The sequence below is a fragment of the Rhizobium sp. BK275 genome, assembly GCF_014193555.1.
Taxonomy (GTDB): domain Bacteria; phylum Pseudomonadota; class Alphaproteobacteria; order Rhizobiales; family Rhizobiaceae; genus Rhizobium.
Genome location: NZ_JACHZL010000001.1, coordinates 776,449 through 797,591, shown reverse-complemented (window position 1 = coordinate 797,591; position 21,143 = coordinate 776,449). Strand labels below are relative to the sequence as shown.

The 21,143-nt window shown below is 61.8% G+C and carries 17 protein-coding genes and 1 pseudogene; 6 read left to right on the top strand and 12 right to left on the bottom strand.

Going from position 1 to position 21,143, the window contains the following annotated elements; translation table 11 throughout:
• Positions 1 to 14: 14 nt before the first annotated feature.
• The 3 genes from FHT82_RS03580 to FHT82_RS03570 all read right to left on the bottom strand — a co-directional run bounded on the left by FHT82_RS03580 (position 15) and on the right by FHT82_RS03570 (position 4,006).
• Positions 15 to 935: a hypothetical protein gene (locus FHT82_RS03580; protein ID WP_183726364.1), complete on the bottom strand. Its 921-nt coding sequence runs from the start codon at positions 933 to 935 to the stop codon at positions 15 to 17.
• Between the two features lie 11 nt (positions 936 to 946).
• Positions 947 to 3,010 (bottom strand): hypothetical protein, encoded by a 2,064-nt coding sequence (locus tag FHT82_RS03575; RefSeq protein WP_183726362.1) that lies wholly within the window; start codon positions 3,008 to 3,010, stop codon positions 947 to 949.
• A gap of 258 nt (positions 3,011 to 3,268) precedes the next feature.
• A complete protein-coding gene (locus tag FHT82_RS03570; RefSeq protein ID WP_183726361.1) occupies positions 3,269 to 4,006 on the bottom strand; it encodes a dienelactone hydrolase family protein in 738 nt (245 codons plus the stop codon).
• A gap of 525 nt (positions 4,007 to 4,531) precedes the next feature.
• Here FHT82_RS03570 and FHT82_RS03565 point away from each other — a divergent pair.
• Positions 4,532 to 5,449, top strand: a complete 918-nt coding sequence (locus FHT82_RS03565; RefSeq protein WP_183726359.1) for a sterol desaturase family protein — start codon at positions 4,532 to 4,534, stop codon at positions 5,447 to 5,449.
• Between the two features lie 39 nt (positions 5,450 to 5,488).
• Here FHT82_RS03565 and FHT82_RS03560 read toward each other — a convergent pair whose 3' ends face one another.
• Positions 5,489 to 6,841 carry a PD40 domain-containing protein gene (locus tag FHT82_RS03560; RefSeq protein ID WP_183726357.1) on the bottom strand — a complete coding sequence of 451 codons (1,353 nt, stop codon included), beginning with the start codon at positions 6,839 to 6,841 and terminating at the stop codon, positions 5,489 to 5,491.
• A 126-nt stretch (positions 6,842 to 6,967) separates the two neighbouring features.
• Between FHT82_RS03560 and FHT82_RS03555 the strand changes: the two genes are divergently transcribed.
• A complete protein-coding gene (locus tag FHT82_RS03555) occupies positions 6,968 to 7,903 on the top strand; it encodes a LysR family transcriptional regulator (RefSeq protein ID WP_183726355.1) in 936 nt (311 codons plus the stop codon).
• 94 nt (positions 7,904 to 7,997) lie between these two features.
• A complete protein-coding gene (locus tag FHT82_RS03550; RefSeq protein WP_183726353.1) occupies positions 7,998 to 9,038 on the top strand; it encodes a substrate-binding domain-containing protein in 1,041 nt (346 codons plus the stop codon).
• 20 nt (positions 9,039 to 9,058) lie between these two features.
• On the opposite strand, the gene FHT82_RS03545 is transcribed toward FHT82_RS03550, so the two are convergent.
• The 8 genes and pseudogenes from FHT82_RS03545 to FHT82_RS03510 all read right to left on the bottom strand — a co-directional run.
• Entirely contained in the window at positions 9,059 to 10,324 is a 1,266-nt protein-coding gene (locus FHT82_RS03545; protein ID WP_183726351.1) for an ABC transporter substrate-binding protein, read from the bottom strand.
• 25 nt (positions 10,325 to 10,349) lie between these two features.
• Positions 10,350 to 11,189 carry a carbohydrate ABC transporter permease gene (locus tag FHT82_RS03540; protein ID WP_183726349.1) on the bottom strand — a complete coding sequence of 280 codons (840 nt, stop codon included), beginning with the start codon at positions 11,187 to 11,189 and terminating at the stop codon, positions 10,350 to 10,352.
• A complete protein-coding gene (locus FHT82_RS03535; RefSeq protein WP_183726347.1) occupies positions 11,186 to 12,112 on the bottom strand; it encodes a sugar ABC transporter permease in 927 nt (308 codons plus the stop codon). Before FHT82_RS03535 ends, FHT82_RS03540 begins: the two co-directional genes overlap by 4 nt.
• The gene (locus FHT82_RS03530; protein ID WP_183726345.1) at positions 12,105 to 13,268 is read right to left on the bottom strand and encodes an ABC transporter ATP-binding protein; all 1,164 of its coding nucleotides are present in this window, start codon (positions 13,266 to 13,268) and stop codon (positions 12,105 to 12,107) included. The genes FHT82_RS03535 and FHT82_RS03530 overlap by 8 nt, the downstream gene beginning before the upstream one ends.
• Entirely contained in the window at positions 13,265 to 14,101 is an 837-nt protein-coding gene (locus tag FHT82_RS03525) for a metallophosphoesterase (protein WP_183726344.1), read from the bottom strand. Before FHT82_RS03525 ends, FHT82_RS03530 begins: the two co-directional genes overlap by 4 nt.
• A 203-nt stretch (positions 14,102 to 14,304) precedes the next feature.
• Positions 14,305 to 14,619, bottom strand: a complete 315-nt coding sequence (locus FHT82_RS03520; protein ID WP_183726343.1) for a type II toxin-antitoxin system RelE/ParE family toxin — start codon at positions 14,617 to 14,619, stop codon at positions 14,305 to 14,307.
• Positions 14,616 to 14,876: a ribbon-helix-helix protein, CopG family gene (locus FHT82_RS03515; RefSeq protein ID WP_183726342.1), complete on the bottom strand. Its 261-nt coding sequence runs from the start codon at positions 14,874 to 14,876 to the stop codon at positions 14,616 to 14,618. The genes FHT82_RS03520 and FHT82_RS03515 overlap by 4 nt, the downstream gene beginning before the upstream one ends.
• Positions 14,877 to 15,111: 235 nt before the next feature.
• Positions 15,112 to 15,996: pseudogene (locus FHT82_RS03510) on the bottom strand (LysR substrate-binding domain-containing protein); the annotation flags it as partial.
• Between the two features lie 145 nt (positions 15,997 to 16,141).
• Here FHT82_RS03510 and FHT82_RS03505 point away from each other — a divergent pair.
• The 3 genes from FHT82_RS03505 to fhuB are packed head-to-tail and all read left to right on the top strand — an operon-like array spanning position 16,142 to position 21,143.
• Complete coding sequence (locus FHT82_RS03505) at positions 16,142 to 18,280, top strand: TonB-dependent siderophore receptor (RefSeq protein WP_183726341.1); 2,139 nt, start codon at positions 16,142 to 16,144, stop codon at positions 18,278 to 18,280.
• Positions 18,274 to 19,179, top strand: coding sequence for an iron-siderophore ABC transporter substrate-binding protein (locus FHT82_RS03500; RefSeq protein ID WP_183726340.1), 906 nt, complete (start codon positions 18,274 to 18,276; stop codon positions 19,177 to 19,179). Before FHT82_RS03505 ends, FHT82_RS03500 begins: the two co-directional genes overlap by 7 nt.
• Entirely contained in the window at positions 19,179 to 21,143 is a 1,965-nt protein-coding gene (fhuB, locus tag FHT82_RS03495; RefSeq protein WP_183727265.1) for a Fe(3+)-hydroxamate ABC transporter permease FhuB, read from the top strand. The genes FHT82_RS03500 and fhuB overlap by 1 nt, the downstream gene beginning before the upstream one ends.

Here is a 21,143-nt window from a genome sequence, read left to right as displayed (position 1 = left end):
TTGTGGACACGTTCTCAGCCAGCCGCATCCTGTTTTTCTGATGGTTTTGGACCAGCGGCGCGAATGCCGATTGCCTTGCCCAGAGTATCGAACCAGAACTGTGCTCCAAGTGAGAGCGCCAGGACCGTCAGCAGCCAGCCGGCGACATGCTTGATCCATGCCCATGCCCTTTCTCCCTTTGAGAGTGCCACGTTCTGCACCTTTCCGTCCGCACTGGTTGCCACGGTGGTCCCAAACATCAGGCGGTCGATATCCGCTGTCGTCCACCCTATCGGAAGGTTCTGGTCGATCTCGCCCAAGACGGCGTTGACGTCGGGACCGGAAGCATCCTGCGTTGGAATGAGTGCGTCTGGCTTATCGGTGGCCGCCAGACGTGTCGCCTGAGACGACAGAGCAGCCCGAAGCGCCGGCTGCGCCCAGATCTGCCGCGCGACCTCGATGGTATTGGCGTTCAATCCGACGGTCACCACCGCCGCAATCGCCAGGATCACGAGCTGTACGTTTCTCTTGTACCATCCTCCGAAACGGTCCATCGCATCGTCGTACCACTGCTCCAGTGCAGCCTTCAGCTTGTCGGCATCGCCTTGAGCCTCTCTCACAAATGGAGCGAGCGGGCCGTCGAAGACGGAAGATGTCATCCCTTTTTCATCGGCCACGATATCCGCGAGTGCCTTGGCGAAGGCAGCCGGCGGGATATAGCTCGGCAGCTTGCCGGGAAGCGTGAGCTGATTGATGCGAGGGTCGGCGTAGACACGCTTTGCAAGCCCGGTCAGGTTGGGATCGTTGAGCATCGTCTTGATGCTTGTCAGCAGATGGCGGCCTCGCCAACTGGTGATGTTGGCGATGAGCTCCTGGACGACGCTGCAGACGAGCGCCAGAAGCAGATACATAAGTGCGAGTCCGATGCCGACGTCGAGCACTGCCGAGTTCCACATATCCGTCTCCTTCACACGCCCGGAGGATCGATCGTCGGAGCCGTGAACCAGTTACCAAGCTGACGCAGGCCCGGCACGCGCCAGATCGCAGCCGGCTTTCGCGAGGCGAGTGCGAAGACGGGATTTCCCGCCTTGTCGGTCCAAGGAGCACGCCAGACGAAGAAGCGGGCGTTCTTGTCTGTTTGACAGGCGGCAAGAATGTCGCGAACCTTGGCGACATCCAGGCCGGTGGACTTGGCGATGCCGGCTTCGTTCCTGAAATCGAATGTCGGGTTGAGCAATGCGGCCAGGACCAGTCTGATTTCGGTCTCCGTCGCTTCTGGCCGCTTCCATGATTTCGGGAAGCTCCATTCGCTCAACTGGTCACGTCGCACGAGATCGGCAAGAAGCGTCAGCCGGACGAAGGTGAAGACGCGTTTCTTTCCCCAATAAAAGCCGAATGCCATAAGGCGGCGCAACCACCAGCTCGGCCCTTTCTGGGCAATCAACGCCGCCCCCAATTTTTCGATGCGCCGCTCGATTGCGGCCTGCAGGTCATCGAAGTCCTTTTCGCTGATGCGCGGCCATTGCGGATAGTCGACCACGTCGGCTGCGTTGCCGAAAAGCGGTATGATCTGGAAGGTCGGCTTGTTTTCGATGTCTCTGCCGCGAAAATCCTCGTTGGCACGCGCTGCATCCGGCCAGGCTTTGACAATGTCGTTGTCTCCATGGACGACGAAGGAATCCTTCAGGAACTTCTGACAGTTGCGTCGCCCAAGCTGGTAGTCGTGGTCGCGAAACGCTTGCGAGAGGAAGCCGCCGAAGCCACCGAGCAATCCGGACGCGATGCTGTAAGCTTCCTCTGTTCCCCCAGGCGGCACACGATGCGGGCAGATGAGAAAACGGCTGAAGATGCCGTCGGTTGCCGCAACCGCAACTTCTGAAGGCTTGAACTGCGTCTGGGTGCGCAATGCCGGCAAGAGCGCCATGAGAACGCTCACCAGGTCGCCCGCCGGCTGCCCATCGGGTGGAAACAGCGGAGGCTCGGGGAACGGGTCGATCATGATCACCGCTCGGTCGGCCTGGGATCCCTCGCGCCGATTGGGTGTGCCCGGATCCTGCATGAGGCAATAACGGGCAAATTCGAATGGCTCGTTGTTGATCAGGCCGCCATCGACCGCCGTGAAAGGGAATGCGCGCTGCTTTTCCCAATCGGCTGGAAATGCCGGTTTCATCCTTTCCCTGACGTAGCTTGCATCGGCAAGTGGCCAGTTCCTTCCCTCGTAATCGTCGACATGCGCGATCCATTCACGGGAAGCAAGTCCAAGCGGAAAGGCTCCCGATGCCACCGCGCCAAGGGCATAATCCTTCCATTCCGCGCTCGGCTGTCCGCCGGCGAGCAGCGACTTGACGTCGAGCTTGCGCATCGTGTCACTATCGGCAAAGGCGCTCGGGCTCGTCCAGCTTCCAAGTCCCAGCAGACGATAGTGGACACGGTCGCCGTGGCTCATCATGCCATAGTCACCGCCGGTGAAGCTCACCGTGTAGGGTACGCCGCGAAGGTTGGAGATCGTCAGGTAGACGTCGAGCGTGGAGGAAACATAGGGATAGGGGGGAGCGATGGCCGAGATCTTCAATGCGGCATCCTTGATCGAAATCAGCACCTCGCTGTTCAGGGCCGAAACGACGTCGCCCCCGTCCTGCAGATCGCTGGTATCGAGAAAATCGGCTCGCCCGGTCGTCGAAAGCATTTGCGGGCGGACCACCCAGGCATCGTAGAGGTTCGGCAGAAGGTATTTGTATGTCTGTGTCGAGGTCCCGCCGGTGTTCGCCGCTGTCGGCTGAATCCCCCCGGCCAGAGCGACGGCTCCCAGGGCACCGGTGATCGCCCCGGCCGACGCGCCGGTAATGACCTTGATCGCAGCCCGGTGATTGGGAATTGCCGGCGCCAACACCGGATCGGCTCTTGCCACCTCCCAGGCTTCCAGCGCCTGCACCAGGAAATCGAATACGCCGGCCGAATAGGCGCCAGCCGAGATGGCACCCGCCATCGCGAGGCCAATTTGGAATTCCGGTACTTGGCTATCCTCTGTCACTACTGCCTCCAGACAATAAGTATCAGCCTCCGGACTTTTATTCCGAAGTCATATCAAGAAAATTTTGAGTACTGATTTCCCACTACAATAGAGCGAATGTTCTTCAAAAATTCAATGAGAAAGTTTATGACTTCAAGTTTATTTCCGACTCAAAAGCCTATGCGTAAAAGTGCCGACAGCCTAAGTAAAAATCCGGTGCTTACGACAAGCGCCCTCGCGGACCCCGGCCGAGGCCGGGCGGGATCGCAATCATCGATCTCAGGCGAGTGTTTCGGAAAAAAATTCGAGCAGGCGCTTCCAGTGCCGCTCAGAACCCTTTTCGCTGTAGATTTCGCCGCGATCGGGAACGGTCCAGCCATGCGACATGCCGATATAGTTCTCGATGATATGGTCGACGCCGCCGGTGCGCAGCGCCTCGGCGAGGCGAGCGGATTGTTCGGGCGGGAAGCTGCCATCGACGCCGGCAACGCCGACATAGACGCGCGCCTTGATATTGCCGGCGAGACGATGCGGGCTGTCGGGCGTCTCACTTGCGAGATTGCCGCCATGGAAGCTTGCGGCTGCCGCGATCCTGTCGGCATAAGTGGCCGCTGCCGTCAGAGCGCGACCGCCGCCCATACAATAACCGACGGCGCCGACCGGACCGGAAACGCCTTCGGCCTCGAGCGCATCGAGGAAGGCTTCGCTGTCCTTCTTGGTCATCTCCTGCGTCGTCTCGCGGATCATCTTCATGATCTCGGCGCGCGAGGTCTCGTTGCCGAAGGAGGAGCCGTCGAAGGGGCCGTATGCGCCGAAGCGATAGAAGAGATCGGGCATCAGCACGACATAACCGGCATTCGCCAGGCGCTCGCCCATGATGTCAAGGCCATCGCGCGGTCCGAGCGCGTCCATATAATAGAGAACGCCGGGCAAGGCCTTGCCCTCGCTGCCGTCAGGGCGGAAAAGTGAAGCCTGGGCAACACCGTCAGCCGTCGTGATTTCAATATCGCGTTTCATGGACCAATCCCTTTGATTTTATTGAAGCAGCGCGGAGGCCGCTGTCGGCAATCTGGCAAAGGCGGGCGACAGTCTCAAGACACGAATGCGTGGTGCGGCGGCGTCCGGAGTGGGCTTATGATTCTGCTGTGAGAATTGTGTTCGGAACCAACCAGGAGAGTGCCTGCCTGCCGTTCCCCATTTGAGGAGCGGCCTGTGTTCCCGGGCCTTGTCCCTTTCGCTTCATGAACAGGGGCTTTCGTGCACGAGGATCATGCACCCTCTCGAGGGGCTATCGCGCAACTGGTCACAATCGCCAGCGCCACGCAATGCCACCGCAATCTTCCATCCACAGGTTGACTGCATCGTTCCGCGAGGCGGTGACGCAGGTGATTGCCGATCGTCCTGATCTTTGGCATGACTGGCAGGAACACTGGGCCGAGGGCCTTACCGGATCGATCCGTGCAGCGACGGCCGCGGGCGATCCGGGCAGGAATTGGGCGATTGACTCGAAACCCGGTGAGCTCCTGAGGGAAAATGACATTGATGCCGAAAGCCGCCGCAGCCGTAAAACGTGCCCTTGCTTATCTGTCCTGGCCCTTGGTGTTTTTCTCCGGCCTGACGGGCGCCTATTTCGCCTTCGCCGGCGATCGCCCGATGGTTGCCTTCTCGGCCGTCTATGCAGGCGAGGTCCTCATCCTCTTTCTGCTCGAACGCGCCATTCCCTACGAGCAGCGCTGGCTCCAGGCGGATGGCGAAACGGCCAACGATATCGCTCACACGGTGTTGACCAAGGGGCTAGTGCAGCTGGCGGCACTCTCGGCAGCGATCTTTCCGATGCTCGCTGCCGGCCTGCTGCAGCCGCTTGCCGCCATGCAGTTCAGCCTCTGGCCGTCATCGTGGCCTATGCTCTTCCAGGCGCCCCTCGCCGTCATCATCGCCGAGTTCGGCCTCTACTGGGCGCATCGCATCGCCCATGAGCGGTTGTTCTTCTGGCGCTTCCATGCCCTGCATCACAGCGTCACCCGTCTCTGGGTCGTCAATACCGGGCGTTTCCACGTCGTCGATTCGCTCTTCAAGATCGCGTTGAGCCAGATCCCGCTCTACCTTCTCGGCGCACCGCTGCAGGTCTTCTGGTGGCTCGGCGCCGTCACCGCCTTCATCGGCATCCTGACCCATTGCAATGTGGACATGCGAACCGGGTTTTTCGACCTCGTCTTCAGCACGCCCCGGCTTCACCGCTGGCACCATTCGAAGGATCTCCGCGAGGGCAATACGAATTACGGCGAGAATGTCGTGTTGTTCGACCAGCTCTTCGGCACCTATTTTAATCCTGACCGGCCATCCTCGACGGATATCGGGATCAAGGGACAGATCGCTCCCGGTTTTCTCAGCCAATTGAAGCAGCCCTTCACCAAGGACGGCGTGCGCCAAATCCTCGGCCTTCAGCCCAAGCGCAACTGATGCAGCCGGTGAAACGGCTCCGCAGGTGCTGCGGAAGCGTCACTGCGCGATATCGACATGATGAACTCCGTGCGGCAATGCCACGCGCCCTATTCTCTCCAGAGCAGGCATATCGCCCTTCACCACGCGGAAGACCTCTATCCCGGCACCGGCATCCGGCCCTGCGCCGGGATGGCCTTCGAATACGGTCGTCAGCAGGTGATCGCCGGAGAGGTCGAATGTTGCCCCCTCGGGCAGAACGCCTTCGAACGCGAAATCCCCAACTTTCGTCAGTGTGCCGGTGCGTGGATCGAACGTCAGCAGCGAGACGGAGGCCTCGCGCTGGTGGCGAGGCGAACCTTCAGGAAAAGATGTCCCCTGCATGTTGATCGTCGCGACCATGCGTCCATCCGGGCTCACCGCCATTCCCTCCGCCGAAACGCCTGTCTCGATCGTCCCGAGCCGTTCATGCCGGACGTTGGCGGCCCCCGGACCAGCGAGCCTGATGACGGTCATGGTCGAGGATGCCTTGGGAATGCGGCCATCGAGGCTCGTTGCCGCAAAATTCCGCCCCCAGTTCGAGGTGAGATAATGGCTGCCGTCCGGCGTGAAACGGCCGACGAAGGGATCCCGGCCGACCGCGACGGTATCGCCCCATTGCTCGACGGAGGGACCTGTCTCCGCATGCCGGAATTCGAAAAAGGCGATGTGGTCCTGCGTATTGATATTGACCGCGAGATAACGGCCGGAAGGATGCCATTGAACGTTAGTGGCCGTGACGCCGCCCCTCACTCCCTCCGCCGATCCCTCGATGCCGAGAGCGGCCAGATCGAATTTCGCGACATCGCCGAACCGGCCATCGGAAAATTCCACGATCTGCAGGAGGCTTGCTTCGCTGGTATTTGAAACGATTGCGATGGTGCGCCCGTCGGGGCTGACCGCCAGGCTTTCAGGATTTATGCCGATCTCGGCCGTGTCGGCAAGCCTCGGATTGGCGGCATCGGAAAGATCGATGGCGAAGACGCGGTTGCCGGCCGGAAGATCCCTGGCCGTCCTGGCGCCGTCCGGCCGTTGGCCGAGACGTTCGGTGACGAAGGCGTTGCGGCCGTCAGGCGTGAGTTCGAGGATTTCAGGCGCTGCCGTGACGGAATTCGAAACGGAGATCGCGCTTTTTGTCACGCGCCCATCGGCGATCGAGAGCACCGTCAGCATATCGGCATGTCCCGCCTCCTCCGGCGGCAGCGCCGAGTCCGCATAAGTCCTGGCGATATAGTCACCATCCGAGATGACCGCGACGCGTCCTGCCGTGATCGCCGAAAGGATGTCCGCCGATTGGGCCAGGGCCGCGCTCGTGACGGTGATGCTTACTGCAGAGGTTAGTGTACCTGTTGCAAGGCGTTTTAGTATCCGCATGGCTCTGTCTCCTTCGAACAGGCAGAGGCGCATGCCTCTTGCACTGAAAAAGGATAGGGATCACAGTGATTGTCTTCCAATCGGAAATTACCTTTCTGTGATTGGCTTTCCCTATCAGAGGTGGGAATGGATATTCGCTCGATGGCCTGCTTCGTCGCAGTCGCGGAGGAATTGAATTTCCGTCGCGCGGCAGAGCGGCTGCACCTGACCCAGCCTTCACTCAGCCAGCGTATCCGGGTGTTGGAGCAGGAGATCGGCACAGACCTCTTCGAACGCGATCGCCGCAAGGTTTCCTTGACCCCCGCCGGAAGGGTCTTCCTGGAGCCGGCCAAAAGGGCGATCGACAACGCTATGGTCGCCAGGGAGCGGGCATTGCAGGCAGTGCGCGGCGAGATCGGACGGCTTCGCCTCGGCTTTACCGTCATCGCTTTCTACGGGTTTCTGCCGGAAGCCGTTCAGCTGTTTCGCAGCCGATATCCGCAGGTTCATGTCGAGCTTGTCGAAATGAATTCGCCATCGCTCGAATCAGCGCTTCTCACCGGAACGATCGATCTCGCCGTTCTGCATCCGCCGCTTTCGAGTCCGGATCTCGAAATCCATCCGCTTCCGGAAGAAGAGATGGTACTGGCTTTGCCATCGAACCATCCGCTATGCGATCGCCAGGTCATTGATATTGCGGATCTTGCCGGCGAGCATTTTCTGATTGCGCCGCGCGCGATCGGCCCGAGTATCCATGACCGCGTCATTGCGTTGTTTGCTGCCGCTGATATCAATCCGGACATTGTGCAGGAGGTGACGCCGATGACGACGCTGACAGGGCTCGTGGCAGCCGGCGTGGGAATGGGGTTCGTCACCGCCGGGATCTCCCGTCTCTCCCGCGATGGGCTTGCGTTCAGACGGGTGACACCGGCGCCACCGTCCTTGCCGATCGCCGCCGCCTGGCTGAAACCGGAGCCTCAGCCAAGCGCACGCCGGTTCATCGATATCGTATCGGCACTTGTCGAACAGCGGCGAGCCGAGGGCGACACCGGAAAAACGGGTTGGATCGACGGCAAGGTCTGATCCGTGTGCGGTCGGCCGAGCCGCTGCCGTCATCATTTCATGACAATCGGCCCGTAAGAGCCTGCAAACCTCGACGGAAACGGACAGGACGGCGATGACGACGTTGAAACAGGTTGCGCTAAAGGCCGGATGTTCCATGGCGACGGCAAGCCGCGTGCTGAACCTCAGCGGTCCCGTCAGCCAGGCGGCGGCGCTTCGCGTGCGCCGCGCTGCCGCCGAAGTCGGCTATCGGGCGGCCGCACCGTCTGCCCGCAGCGGCCGCCGGCCTGTTATTGGCGTGCTGGTGCCGAGTGTGACCAATCCGGTTTTCGCGTCGTCCCTCTCAGGCATCCAGAACCGCATGTTGGTCGCCGGCCACAGCGTTCTCATCGCCCAGTCGAATTACGATCCCGATCAGGAGGCCAATGCCGTGGCAGGGCTTCTCGGCGAGCGGCCGACCGGTCTGATCCTGACGGTCTGCAATGGTGAGACAAGCCCGGCATTGGCGCAGGACCTGCCGCCGACAGTGCTGCTTGGCAGCTCTCCGACCGTCCGATATCCGGCTGCCGTTACCGTCAACAATTATGCGGCAGGCTGCCGGCTGACCGAACATCTCTTGTCCATGGGCCACCGGCGCATCCTCTATGTCTCCGGTAGCTTCAAAGCTTCGGATCGTGCGCTCTTGCGTTACCGCGGCTATCTGCAGACGATGGAGGCAGCGGGCGTCGCCCCGCTCGAGGCCGTAGAGGTGCCCTTCGTCAGCGGCTATGACCAGATGGATCTCGGCCAGGCTTTGCGGACATTTTCGCCGACCGCCATCATCGGCTCGAACGATCTGATCGCGCTTGGCGTCATCGGTGCGATCAATCGCGAAGGCCTGCGGGTGCCCGACGATATCTCCGTTGCCGGCTTTGACGGCATCGCCATCGGCAAGCTCATCAATCCGACGCTGACCTCGATCGAAATGCCCGATCTCAGCATGGGGGCGACGGCAGCCTCGCTGCTGCTCGATATTGTCGAAAACGACGCGCCTCTCCGACATCTGGAACTGTCGCATGCGCTACGCCCCGGCGGCACCGTGCGAAACCTCCAAAACGAAGAAACCGCCGCACTTTCGGGATGCGACGGTTCCGGATCGAAACCGCGGGCGGCTTAACCCGCGGATCATTCCAAAAATCAGCTGCGCGGCAGCATGCCTTCGACGTCGGCGGCTGCGTCGTCGAGGGCTTCCTTCGGCTCGGCCGAACCATCGACGATCCGCGACAGGTTGTCGACGATCGTCTGGGTGACCTTGACGCCGTTGGTGCCTGGGAAGGCGTACCAGGGGATCATGCGCGGCATCTGGCTGAGGCCGGCCTGGAAGAGCGGGTTCTTCTTGTAGAAGTCGCCGAGATATTCGGCCGACTTGGCGGCAAGCTCGTTGTTCGGCACATAGCCGGTGCCGGGAACGACGACCGAGGCGCCATAGGGGCCGGCGGCGAACTTGGCGAACTTCCAGGCGGCCTCCTGCTTGGCCGGATCCTTGGCGAGGATGACGACGGCATTGCCGCCGGTCGGCAGATGGCCCTTGTCCGGATCGATCAGCGGGATCTGGGTCGTGCGCAGATCGAACTTGGCGCCGACATTCTTGATCGTGTTGACGAGCGCGCCGGTCGTCTGGAATTCGAAGCCGACCTTGCCGGCTGCAAAGGCCTGTTCGCCCGCTGCCTTGGTGAAAACAGGCATGCCGCCTTCCTTGACGAAGCGGCTGATCAGTTCGACAGCCTTCTGTCCCTCAGGACCGTTGAAGGCGACCTTCTGCTCGTCGTCGCTCAGCATCTTGCCGCCGGCGCCGAAGAGGAGGGCGGAGAACATCCAGTCGTCACCCTGCCAGCGGAAGTCCATGCCGTCGACGCCGTTGCCGAGCGCCTTGATCTTGCCGGCGAGTGCGATCACTTCATCCCAGGTCTTCGGCGGGGTGTCGGGATTGCCGCCGGCGGCCTTCACGAGATCCGCATTGTAATACATGATCGGGTTGGAGGTGGCGAAAGCGAGGCCGACCTGCTTGCCCTTGACCTGGGCGAGCTTCAGGATCGTGTCCGAGAAGCCCTGCTCGGCCATGTTGCCTTCCTTCTGGACGAGCGGCGTCATGTCGACGGCGACATTGCGCTCGTTCAGCATGCGCAGGCGGTTGAGGCCGATGAAGGTGACGTCGGGCATTTCAGACGTACCGGCCTGGCGCAGGATCAGCTGGATGCCGTCTTCATAAGTCGCCGAGGGCGCGGCGAACTGGATCTTGATGTCAGGGTTTTCTTCCATGAACTTCTTCGAGATCGTATCCATCACGTCCTTGAAGAAGCCCGGCATGGGGTAGTGGATCGTCAGCGTCGTTTCAGCGTGGGCCGGCAGTGCTGCCGCCACGGACAGAGCCGCTGCTGCGAGGAACTGGGTGAAATGCTTCATCGCTCGTTCTCCTGGGTTCAGCCGGTCAGCCTTTGAGACCGGTCATGGTGATGCCCTCGACGAAGCGTTTCTGCGCGAGCAGAAAGGCCGCAACGAGGGGAATGGTGATGATGATGGTGGCCGCCATCAGCGCGCCGTAATCGTCGCCCGCTTCCGCGGCGCGGAAGTTCATCAGGCCGAGCGGCGGCGTGGCGTAGCCGGGCTTCGAGATGACGATCAGCGGCCAGTAGAGGTCGTTCCAGTGGGCGACGACCGAAAAGATCGCAAAGGCAGTCACCGCCGGCCAGGCGTTCGGCACGATGACGCGTGAAACGATGCCGAGTTCGGACATGCCGTCGAGACGGGCGGCATGGATCAGGTCGTCGGGCATGGCGCGGAAGAACTGCAGGAACAGGAAGATCGCAAAGACCGAGATGGTGAAGGGGGCCACCAGCGCCGTATAGCCATTGAGCAGTGACAGGCTGTCGAAGGCGACATAGAGCGGCAGGGCGGTGGCATGGATCGGCACCAGCAGGCCGAGCAGCACCAGCACCATCATCATCCGGGCGGCGCGGAACTTCAGCTTCGCCATGGCATAGGCGCAGGGAATGGCGACCAGCACCTGGAAGACGAAGATCAGCGCACAGACCGCCACGCCGTTCCAGAGCAGCGTGTCCATCGCCACCTTGTCGAGCGCCTTGGCAAAATTCTGCACGTAAAAGAAATGCGTCGGGATCAGCGAGAGCGCGGCCGTGAAGATATCGTCCTGCGACTTGCCGGCGGCCGAGATCATGAAGATGTAGGGCGCGAGGAAAATGACCGCGCCGATGATGAGCAGCGCCAGGCGGATGAGCCGGCCGAGGGTGAAGCGGGATCTCGTCTTCATGAATAGTGCACCCGCCGATCGAGGAAGCGGTATTGCAGGAACATCATGACCACGAGAATGGCGAGGAAGACCACGGTCATGGCCGAGGCATAGCCGACCTTCATATAGACAAAACCCTCCTGGTAGATGGTGAAAAGCAGGACTTCGGAAGCGTGGTTGGGGCCGCCGTCGGTCAGTGTCTTCACCGTCTCGAAGGTCTTCACCGCATTGATGACGCTGATCGTGGTGACGAAAAGCGCTGTCGGTCCGAGCATCGGCCAGGTGACGAGGAAGAAGCGGTCGAGCGAGGATTTGGCGCCGTCGATTTCGGCGGCGGCATAGAGTTCGCGCGGGATCGCCGTCAGGCCGGCAAGGAACAGCACCATGTTGAAGCCGACGGTCTGCCAGACGCCGATGATGGAGAGGCTGTAGAGGGCAGTGGACGAAGCGCCGAGCCAGTTCGGCTTCGGCAGGCCGGCAAGACCGAGCAATGCATTGAGCGGGCCGATGGTCGGGTGGAAGAGATATTGCCAGACGGTCGCCATGGCGACGATCAGCGAGACGACGGGGAGAAAATAGGCGGTACGGAAGAAGCTCTTTCCCCAGCCCTCGCCCTCGATCAGCATGGCCACACCGAGCCCGAGCAGGATCGAGACGGGTGCGACGATCGCCGTATAGAGCGTCGTGTTCCACAAGGACTTGCGGAAGGTGCGGTCGGTGAAGAGCTCGGCGTAATTCTCGAAGCCGACGAAGCGGAACTTGCCGACGCCGAGTTCGAAATCGGTAAAGCCGAGAAAAATGACGGCAACGATCGGCAGGAGCACGAAGAGCAAGATGAGGATGATTGCCGGCAGGGCCAGCAGCCAAGCGGTCCGCGCCCCTCGGCGTTCATGCCTGACCGAGGATGCGACCGGCCGTATTTCGCCCGCGACGATACTAGCCATGGGCCTTCTCCCTGCCGGCATCGACCAGAACGGCTGAGGCGCGCAGCCGTCGTCCGTCCGAAGCAAAGACCATGGCCTTGTCGGGGGCGAAGGAAAGGGCGACGGCCATGCCGGCGGCCAGGCCCGCAGCTTCGGCTGGTGCGAGCTTGGCAAGCACGATCTCGCCGATTGCATCCAGCCGGCAGAACAGAATGACCTCGGAGCCGAGGAATTCCATGCGCTCGATGCGCGCCGGCAGCGAGGTTCCACCGTCTGCGGCAAGCTGCACGAATTCCGGGCGGATGCCGATCGTCACATCAGGGCCGGCAGGATCTTCTTCTTCCAGCGCCATCCTCATATCGCCGAAGGCGACCGTTCCATTTTCGACGCGCGCCGGCAGCAGGTTGATGCGTGGCTGACCGACGAAACGGGCGACTTCGATATGGGCGGGATCGTCATAGATGACCTGTGGCGGGGCGAGCTGCAGCATCTGGCCGCCGATCATCACGGCGACCCGGTCGGCCATGGAAAGCGCCTCGGCTTGATCGTGCGTGACATAGACCGTCGGCACGCCGGCGCGGCGATGCAATTCGACGATCTCGCCGCGCGCATGGACGCGCAGATTGGCGTCGAGGTTCGACAGGGGCTCATCCATCAGGAAGACGCTCGGATGGCGCACCATGGCGCGGGCAAGCGCCACGCGCTGCCGCTGGCCGCCCGACATCTGGCCGGGCTTGCGCTCCAGCAGATGATCGATCTTCAGCGCCTTTGCCGTTTCCTGCACATCGCGGGAAATGCCTGTGCGGATGGCGCGGTAGCCGGGCATGACAGGGCCGAGGAAGGGCAGGCGCTGAACACGGTTTAAGCGGCGCATGGCAAGCGGAACGGCGATATTCTGGCCGGCCGTCAGATGTGGATAGAGCGCGTAGGACTGGAAGACCATCGCGATATTGCGGTCGGCGGCCGCGACATCCGACATTTCCCGTCCGGCGATGACGATCTCGCCGCTATCGGCATGGTCGAGGCCGGCAAGGATGCGTAAGAGCGTGCTCTTGCCACAACCCGAAGGGCCGACGAGCACGATGAATTCGCCTGGCTGAACGTCGAGGCTGATATTTTTCAGGATGGTGTTGTCGCCGTAGGATTTGGAAATGGAAGAAAGTGACAGCGCGCTCATTGCGCCGGCTCCTTCTGCACCTTGTGGGCCTCGTGCGGATAGACTTCGGCGACCACGTCATCGAGGACATGCGCCACCATGTCGGGAATGGCGACGATCTCGCTGGTGACCGCGTCGCCAAGATCGTGAACCACCGCTCCGATCAACTTCTCGCCTGGCATCTCACGCTCCATCGTGCCGATGATGAAGGCGGCCGACGGCCCCCAGACAAGCGAGGTGTCGTTGAAGCGGCCCTTCCAGGCCCAATGCAGATGGCCGCTGGCATAGAGTGCCACATCATGGGCGGCGATCAGCTCGTAGAGCCTCTGGCGCTGGGCCGGGCGGATGCTCCAGTAGCCGGTATCGCCTTCATCAGGCGCATCGACGAAGAGCGGCTTGTGGGCAAACATTGCGATCCGCCGGCCGGCGCGCGTCGCAAGTGCTTGCTCCAGCCAGGCAAACTGCATTTCCTGCTCGTCGTTCTCCATGCCCATCAGCAGGCTGTCGAGGCCGATCAGGCGCCAGTTGCCGGCATCCTCCAGCCAGTAATCCGGTCCCACGAGGCTGCGCCAGCGGTTGAGCCTGGTGGCATCGACCGGCTGCAGCGAACCCGGCAGATGGCCGACATCGTGATTGCCCGGAACGATCAGCATGGGGATATTCACCTGCCGCATCAGCTTCATGCAGAAGGTCAGATCCTCGTCCTTGTCGGCACCATCGACGGCAAGGTCGCCGGTATGGATGACGAGATCAGCACCGCTGCCGTTGATCCAGTCTGCAAGCGGCTGCCAGTTGCCGTTGAAATGCGGGATCGACGGGCTGAAATGCGTGTCGGTGATCTGGACGATTTTCATGCCGGCGCTCTCCAATAAGGCCCGCGGCAGGTTTCCGGCGGCAGGCAATGCTCATGCCGCCTCTTTAGAGCCCACCAATGTCAGGCGGGTTACAAGCGTTTCCACCCTTGTTCCATTTGTGTCGTGCAATTGTCATGAAGGATCGAACGCGTGGTCAGGTCCGCACTCGGACGCCGCGAAGGATCGATCGATGTATGTTGAAATCAGAGATCGCTGTCGACGTCGAGATCCGGCGTCGGTGCAAGCATCCGTCCATGGCGGATCAGGATCACGTCCACGCTATCGCCATCATAGAGGTAGTCCAGCAGATAATCCCCGACCACCAGCGTCAGGCTCCCGGTAATCTGCAGGCCGCCGTGCATCCGGTTCCCGGATTGAGGAAATTCGGACAGTGTCCGCTTCGCGTTCTTGATCGCGAGCACAAACTTTCGGGCTGCGGCAGGGTTAAGTTTCCGCAGATACTCGCCTTCGCGGCGGATATAGCTGGCGACATCCTTGGAAAGCCGTACGGCAGTCACGCAGCTTTTCCGCCAACGATCCTGTCAATGTCCGCGATCACATCATCCATATTCTCGAACTCTCCGGCCGCGATCTGCTCGCGGCCCTTGATCGCGGCGAGGATGTCGGCCCCCTCGTTCATGAGATACGTCCGCAGGGCGCGAACGATGATGTAGCTGCGGGATCGATCGCTTGCTTTTGCGATGGCTTCGATTTCTGCAATCACGTCGGAAGGCACCCGGAGAGTGACAGATTCTGATTGGCTGGCGTTCGACATTGCTTGCCTCCTTCAGGATGTAAGACAATGTAAGACAAGCGAGGATCTGATACAATGGTGGACTGCGTCACGGATCGATTTTACGTCCTTTCTCTTCCGGTCGTAACAGATCGAGTTCAGACCCGACAAGCGGCGAACGACGCAATGCAGATAGGATCGTCTCAGATGGTTCGCCTGACGGCGGTTCGTTGATTATCTCGTCCAAAGCCGGGCGGTCAATCTTCTGCCGGTGCCGCGCGATAAAGGCCTTGGTCGCTGGCGAACCTTCGCCCTTGCGATAGGCGATTGCCACATCGGACGTCACCGTCACGCCGGCGAGCGGTCTGTAGTGGATATCCTGCAGTTCCACGCGGCTCATGGATTGCGGCACGAGAGCGATGCCGATGCCGATGCCGACGAGAGCGGCGATCTCGGTGAAGTCGTGCGCGATCGCCTTGACGGATGGTTCGAACCCGGCCTCCCGGCAAGCCTGCAACGTATTGCGGTGAAAGCCGATTTCCGGCGGCTGGCGTGGGGTGATGAATATGTCGCTCGTCAAATGGGCAAGCGTATCGATGGCGCGTTCTGCAAATTCATGGTCAGCGGGAACCATGGCGACCAGCGGCTCGCGCAACACGACCTGCACAGAGACACCCGGCGGGATCGGCGCCGGCGCGCGGATATAGCCGAAATCGAGCAGGCCGTCGGCAATACGCTGCAACTGCTGGCGCAGCTCCATTTCCTGCAACTCGACCTCGACATAGGGGTAATCGCGTTTGAAATCCCTGATCGAGCCGACGACGGCGCCGGAATAGGCGGCAGACGCCACATAGCCGATCGAGATGCGCCCGCTTTCCCCGCGGCCCGCGCGGCGGATAGCGGCGACCGTCGCCTCGGTCTGCGCCAGGACCTTGCGCGCCTCCTGGAACAGGATCTCGCCCGAATGCGTGAGTTGGACTGCACGGCGGCTCCTGTCCAGCAGCGGTGTGCCGACGATCCTCTCCAGGCTCATGATCTGCTGACTGAGACCCGGCTGGGCAATACCGAGGCGGGCGGCGGCGCGCTCGAAATTCCGCTCCTCGACCAGTGTTACGAAATACCTCAGATGCCTGAGTTCGAAGCCGGGGTCGGTCAGCGCCATCACGCTCTCCTAGAAGAATTCAAATCTATGACGTTTCGCCGGTTTCATAATCCATGCTTATGAAAAATTCGAGCCCGGTTTATTGGACCTCTCAAAAATAACATGATTAGAAAAATCCAGTTTTACGGCATATTACGGGCTCCCGATGACTGGTTCTCTTCGCTTGCGCAATTTCGCTTCGACTACGGCTCTCGCGGGCGCGCTTCTGGCGCCGCTGTCTGCGTTTGCCCAGGACGTTAATCCGACCACGCTCGCCCCGATCGTCATCAGCGGTGCCGATGAGGATCCGACGGCTCCGGTGAAAGGTTTCGTCGCGAGGAACAGCGCGACGGCCACCAAGACCGGCACACCGCTTCTCGAAACCCAGCAATCCATATCGGTGCTGACGGCCGACCAGCTGAAATCGCAGGATGCCGAAACCGTCGGCCAGGCGCTGGATTATGTGCCTGGTGTCGTCGGCGAGCCCTATGGCGCCGATCCGCGCTTCGATTCCCCGCGCATCCGTGGTTTCGACAGCCGCCAGTCGCAGTTCCTGAACGGACTTCGCATGATGCGGACATCGGGCGCTCCCGCCGTCGATCCCTATCAGCTTGAGCGCATCGAAGTGCTGCGTGGGCCGGCATCGGTCATGTACGGCCAGGGCAATCCCGGCGGCATGATCAATCTCATCAGCAAGCGGCCGGTCTTCGAGCGTTTCGGCGAAGTCGGCGTTCAGGCTGGCAGCTACGATACCTACGGTACCTATTTCGATTTCGGCGACATCATGCCCGGCAATCCGAATTTCGCCTATCGCCTGACGGGCCTCGCAAGAACAGCCTCGGCACAGGTCGACGAACTCGACAATGACCGCTATTTCATCGCGCCGGCGCTGACCTGGCAGCCCGATGAAGACACCAAGCTGACGATCCTGACGAGCATCCAGCACGATAATCCGAGCACGCCGTCCAGCCTGCCGCCGCAACTCACGCTCAACGCATCGGACGCCAATCGCCTGTCACGGGACTTCTTCGTTGGTGACAAGAGCTTCGACACCTCGGACCGGACCTTGACCAATATCGGTTATGAGTTGGAACACCGCCTCAACGATACCTGGACCTTCCGCCAGAATCTTCGCTACCAGAATTTCGACTGGAACTATCAGGCTCTCGGCATGTCGACGATAGGCCTTACCGGCGGTCGGACGATCAACCGCAATGCCACCATCCAGGACGAGTTGCTGAACACGTTCAACGTCGACAACAACCTGCTTGCGGAATTCGACACCGGCGATATCAGGCACAAGATGCTGTTCGGTCTGGACTACCGCTATTACGGCAACAATGTCGGCACGCAGTTCTGGCGCGCCACCCCGCTCGACGCCTTCAATCCGGTCTACGGCTCCGTCAATCTGATTGCGCCAACGCTCAGCACCTATGTCGATTCCACCATGACGCAGGTCGGCATCTATGTGCAGGATGAGCTCGCCTATGAGAACTGGCGCGCAACGGCAGCCCTTCGCCAGGACTGGGCGAGCACAGAGGGAACATCGACCAACCGGCTGAACGGCGCGTCGCGCCCTCTCGACAAGGACGATCAGAAGCTGACTGGGCGGGCCGGCCTCGGCTATGTCTTCGACAATGGCATCGCCCCCTATATCAGCTATGCAACCTCCTTCGAGCCGGTTCCGGTGCCTGCGACCGGCGGACCACTGCAGCCGACGACCGGCGAGCAGGTGGAAATCGGGGTCAAATATCAGCCGGAGGGCTGGGACGGCTTCTTCACTGTTGCCGCCTATGACCTCAAGCAGAAGAACGTGCTAACGACCTTTGCCCTGCCGGGTGGCGGCACGGCGACGGGTCAGATCGGCGAAGTTGACGTCAAGGGCGTGGAACTCGAAGGCGTGACCAGCCTTGCCGATGGGCTCGACCTGCGCGCCGCCTACGCGTACATGCAGGCCGAAATCGTCGGCGGCGTCGATAACGGAAATCGCCCTGATAACGTGCCTGAACATGCGGCAAGCCTGTGGCTCGACTATACTTTCTCCGAGGATACGACGCTTGAAGGTTTCGGCCTCGGCGGCGGCGTGCGTTATGTCGGCCAACGCTACGGCGATACCAAGAATACGCTCGATCTCGACGCCGTGACCCTCTTCGACGCAGCTCTCCACTACAAGAAGGACGATATGACGGCCTCGCTGAACTTCAAGAATCTCGCCGACAAGGATTATGTTGCAAGCTGCAGCTCCTTCGGCTGCACCTATGGCGATGGCAGAACGGTGATGGGCAAGCTGACCTTTCAATGGTGAGAGACTATCGAGCGGCACAGGGACGAGGCTTCAGCCGTCGGCAGGCACTTGCCCTGCTGACGGCTTTGGCCATTCCGGGCAAAACCGTCGCAGCAGGCCAGAAGCGCATTGCCGCGATCGATTGGGCGATGCTCGAAACGCTTGTAGCACTCGGCGTCATGCCGATCGCCGCGACCGAGCTCGTGCAGTTCCGCAAGGATGCGGTCGAGCCGGCGCTGGACAAGAGCGTCGCCGATCTCGGCCTGCGCGGATCGCCGAATCTCGAGCTTTTGCGCCTGCTGCGCCCGGACCTCATCCTGATTTCGCCCTTCTATGTCAGGTTCGAGGCGAGCTTCCGGACGATTGCGCCTGTCCTGTCGCTGCCCTTTTATAACAGGGGTGAGCCGCCCTATCAGAAGGCTGTCGACGCCGTTTCGGCCCTTGCCAGGGAACTGGGTGTTGAGGACCGCGGCCGCGAGGTGGTCGCGCAACAGACAGCCCTTGTCGAGGAGACACGCCTCAGCCTGCAGGGCTTTGCGTCGCGGCCGACCTATCTGGTCAATATTGGCGACGCCAGGCATGTGCGCGTCTTCGGCGTCGACAGCATGTTTGGCGATATCCTCGGTCGTCTCGGCCTGCCGAATGCCTGGGCGGATCGCTCGCGCTATACGTTCGCCGCTCCGGTGCCGATCGAAAACCTCGCTGCCGAGCCGGATGCGAGGATCGTCATCATCTCCGATATCCCGGTCGAGGCCCGCAATGGGCTGAAGAACAGCATGATCTGGCAATCGCTGCAGCCGGTACGGGACGGCCGCGTGCTGATGCTCGGCAATATCAATCCCTATGGCGGCATCTTGGCCGCCGCCCGCTTCACCCGGCTTTTCAAGGCGGCGATGCTGTCGTCAGGGGAGACGCCGTGATCAGACCCGCCGCACTCTTTGTCGCGCTCTCAGCCTTTGCCGTTTCCGCCGGCCTCTTTCTTCTGACAGCACTGAACCATCTGCCCTTTGCCGACTGGCCGTCTCTGCCATTTGATCCCGGGCAGATGACGACGCAGCAGATCATTTTCGCCTATGCCGTCCTGCCGCGCGGGGCAGTCGCGATCCTCGCCGGTGCCGCGCTCGGGCTTGCCGGCGCGCTGTTGCAGCGTCTGCTGCGCAATCCCATCGCCGATCCCTCGACGCTCGGTGTCTCCTCCGGCGCGCAGCTCGCGATCGTCACGGCGACGCTGTTCTTGCCAGAGATGCTCGACGGCTACCGCGCTTTCGTGGCGCTCGCGGGCGCGGCGGCAGCCACCGCTATCGTCTTTCTGCTCGGTTGGCGGCGCGCCTTCGAACCCATCACCATGGCGGTCTCCGGCCTGCTCGTCGGCATTACCTGCAGTGCGCTCTCGGCGGCGATGACGCTCTCGCAGGGCGAGTATCTGATGTCGCTGGTGACCTGGAACGGCGGCTCGCTCAGCCAGCAGGACTGGTCGACGACGACAACCCTCGGCCTCGAGCTGCTGCTCGGCCTCGCCGTCACGCTCCTGCTCCTGCGTCCGTTCACCTTGCTCGGCCTCGGCGACAGCAGTGCCCGCTCGCTCGGCGTGGCGCTCGCGGGTACGCGTATTGCCGTCGCAAGCGTTGCGGTAGCGTTGAGCGCGGGCGTTGCTGCTGCCGTCGGCCTCGTCAGTTTCGTCGGCCTTGCCGCACCCGCGCTCGTGCGCCTGCTCGGTGTGCGCACGACACGCAGCATCCTGCTTCTTTCACCGATTGCCGGCGGCCTGTTGCTCTGGTTCTGCGATGGTATCGTGCAACTGATCGCCTCCTCGGCCGGCGAGACCTTTCCGACGGGATCGGTAACGGCCTTGATCGGCGGACCGTTGCTGCTTTGGTTGCTGCCGCAGGTGCGCGCCGTCGAGTCGCCGCAGCCGCCCGATAGCGTCCTCGTCGCACGGGCGCCCCTGTCACGGCTCGCCCTCATCCTCTGCCTGCTGCCGCCACTCGTCTGGGCGGCCCTCTGCGTTGCGCGCCTGCCCGATGGATGGACGCTGCTCAGCGGCGATCTTTTCTGGGAGCTTTTCCCGGCCCGCTGGCCACGTCTGTTGGCATCGGCCGCTGCCGGCGGCCTGCTCGCCATGGCGGGCGCCATGCTGCAGCGCCTCACCGGAAATCCGTTGGCAAGCCCTGAAGTGCTGGGTGTCAGCGGCGGTGCCGGCGTCGGTTATGCCGTTGCCTTAAGCTTCTCAGCCGATGCCGGCGCGCCCGCGCTCTTCCTCGGTGCCGGCAGCGGCGCAATCGTGGTGCTGGTCATCGTCGCGCTTTTTGCCGCCCGCCGGCATCTGCCGCCCGAGCGCCTGTTGCTCGCAGGCATTTCTGTCAGTGCTTTCAGCTCGGCGATCCTGAGCGCTCTTCTTGCCGTCGGCGATCAGCGCGCCTGGCAGATCCTCGCCTGGCTCGGCGGCTCGGCTGCGGCCGCCACGCCGGAAACGGCGGCCTTCCTTGCCGGTCTCACCATCGTCATCCTCGCAATCGGCCTGATCTTCACGCGCTGGCTGGTGATCCTGCCGCTCGGTGCGCCGACTGCGCTCGCGCTCGGCCTGCCCCTGGTCGGCGCCCGCACAATGATGGTGTTGACGGCGGGCATCGCCACGGCGGCTGCCTCGCTGCTCGTCGGTCCCTTGAGCTTCGTCGGCCTGATGGCACCGCATATCGCTCACCGCGCCGGCTTCGAAAAAGCGGGCAGCAGGCTTTTCGCTTCGGCCGTCATAGGTGCTGTGCTGATGGTGATCGCCGATCTCGGCGCCCGTACTGCGACCTTCCCCTACGAACTGCCGCTTGGCCTCTTCGCTGCTTTCGCCGGCGCGCCCTATCTCGTCTGGATGATCGGCAGGCGGCAGTGA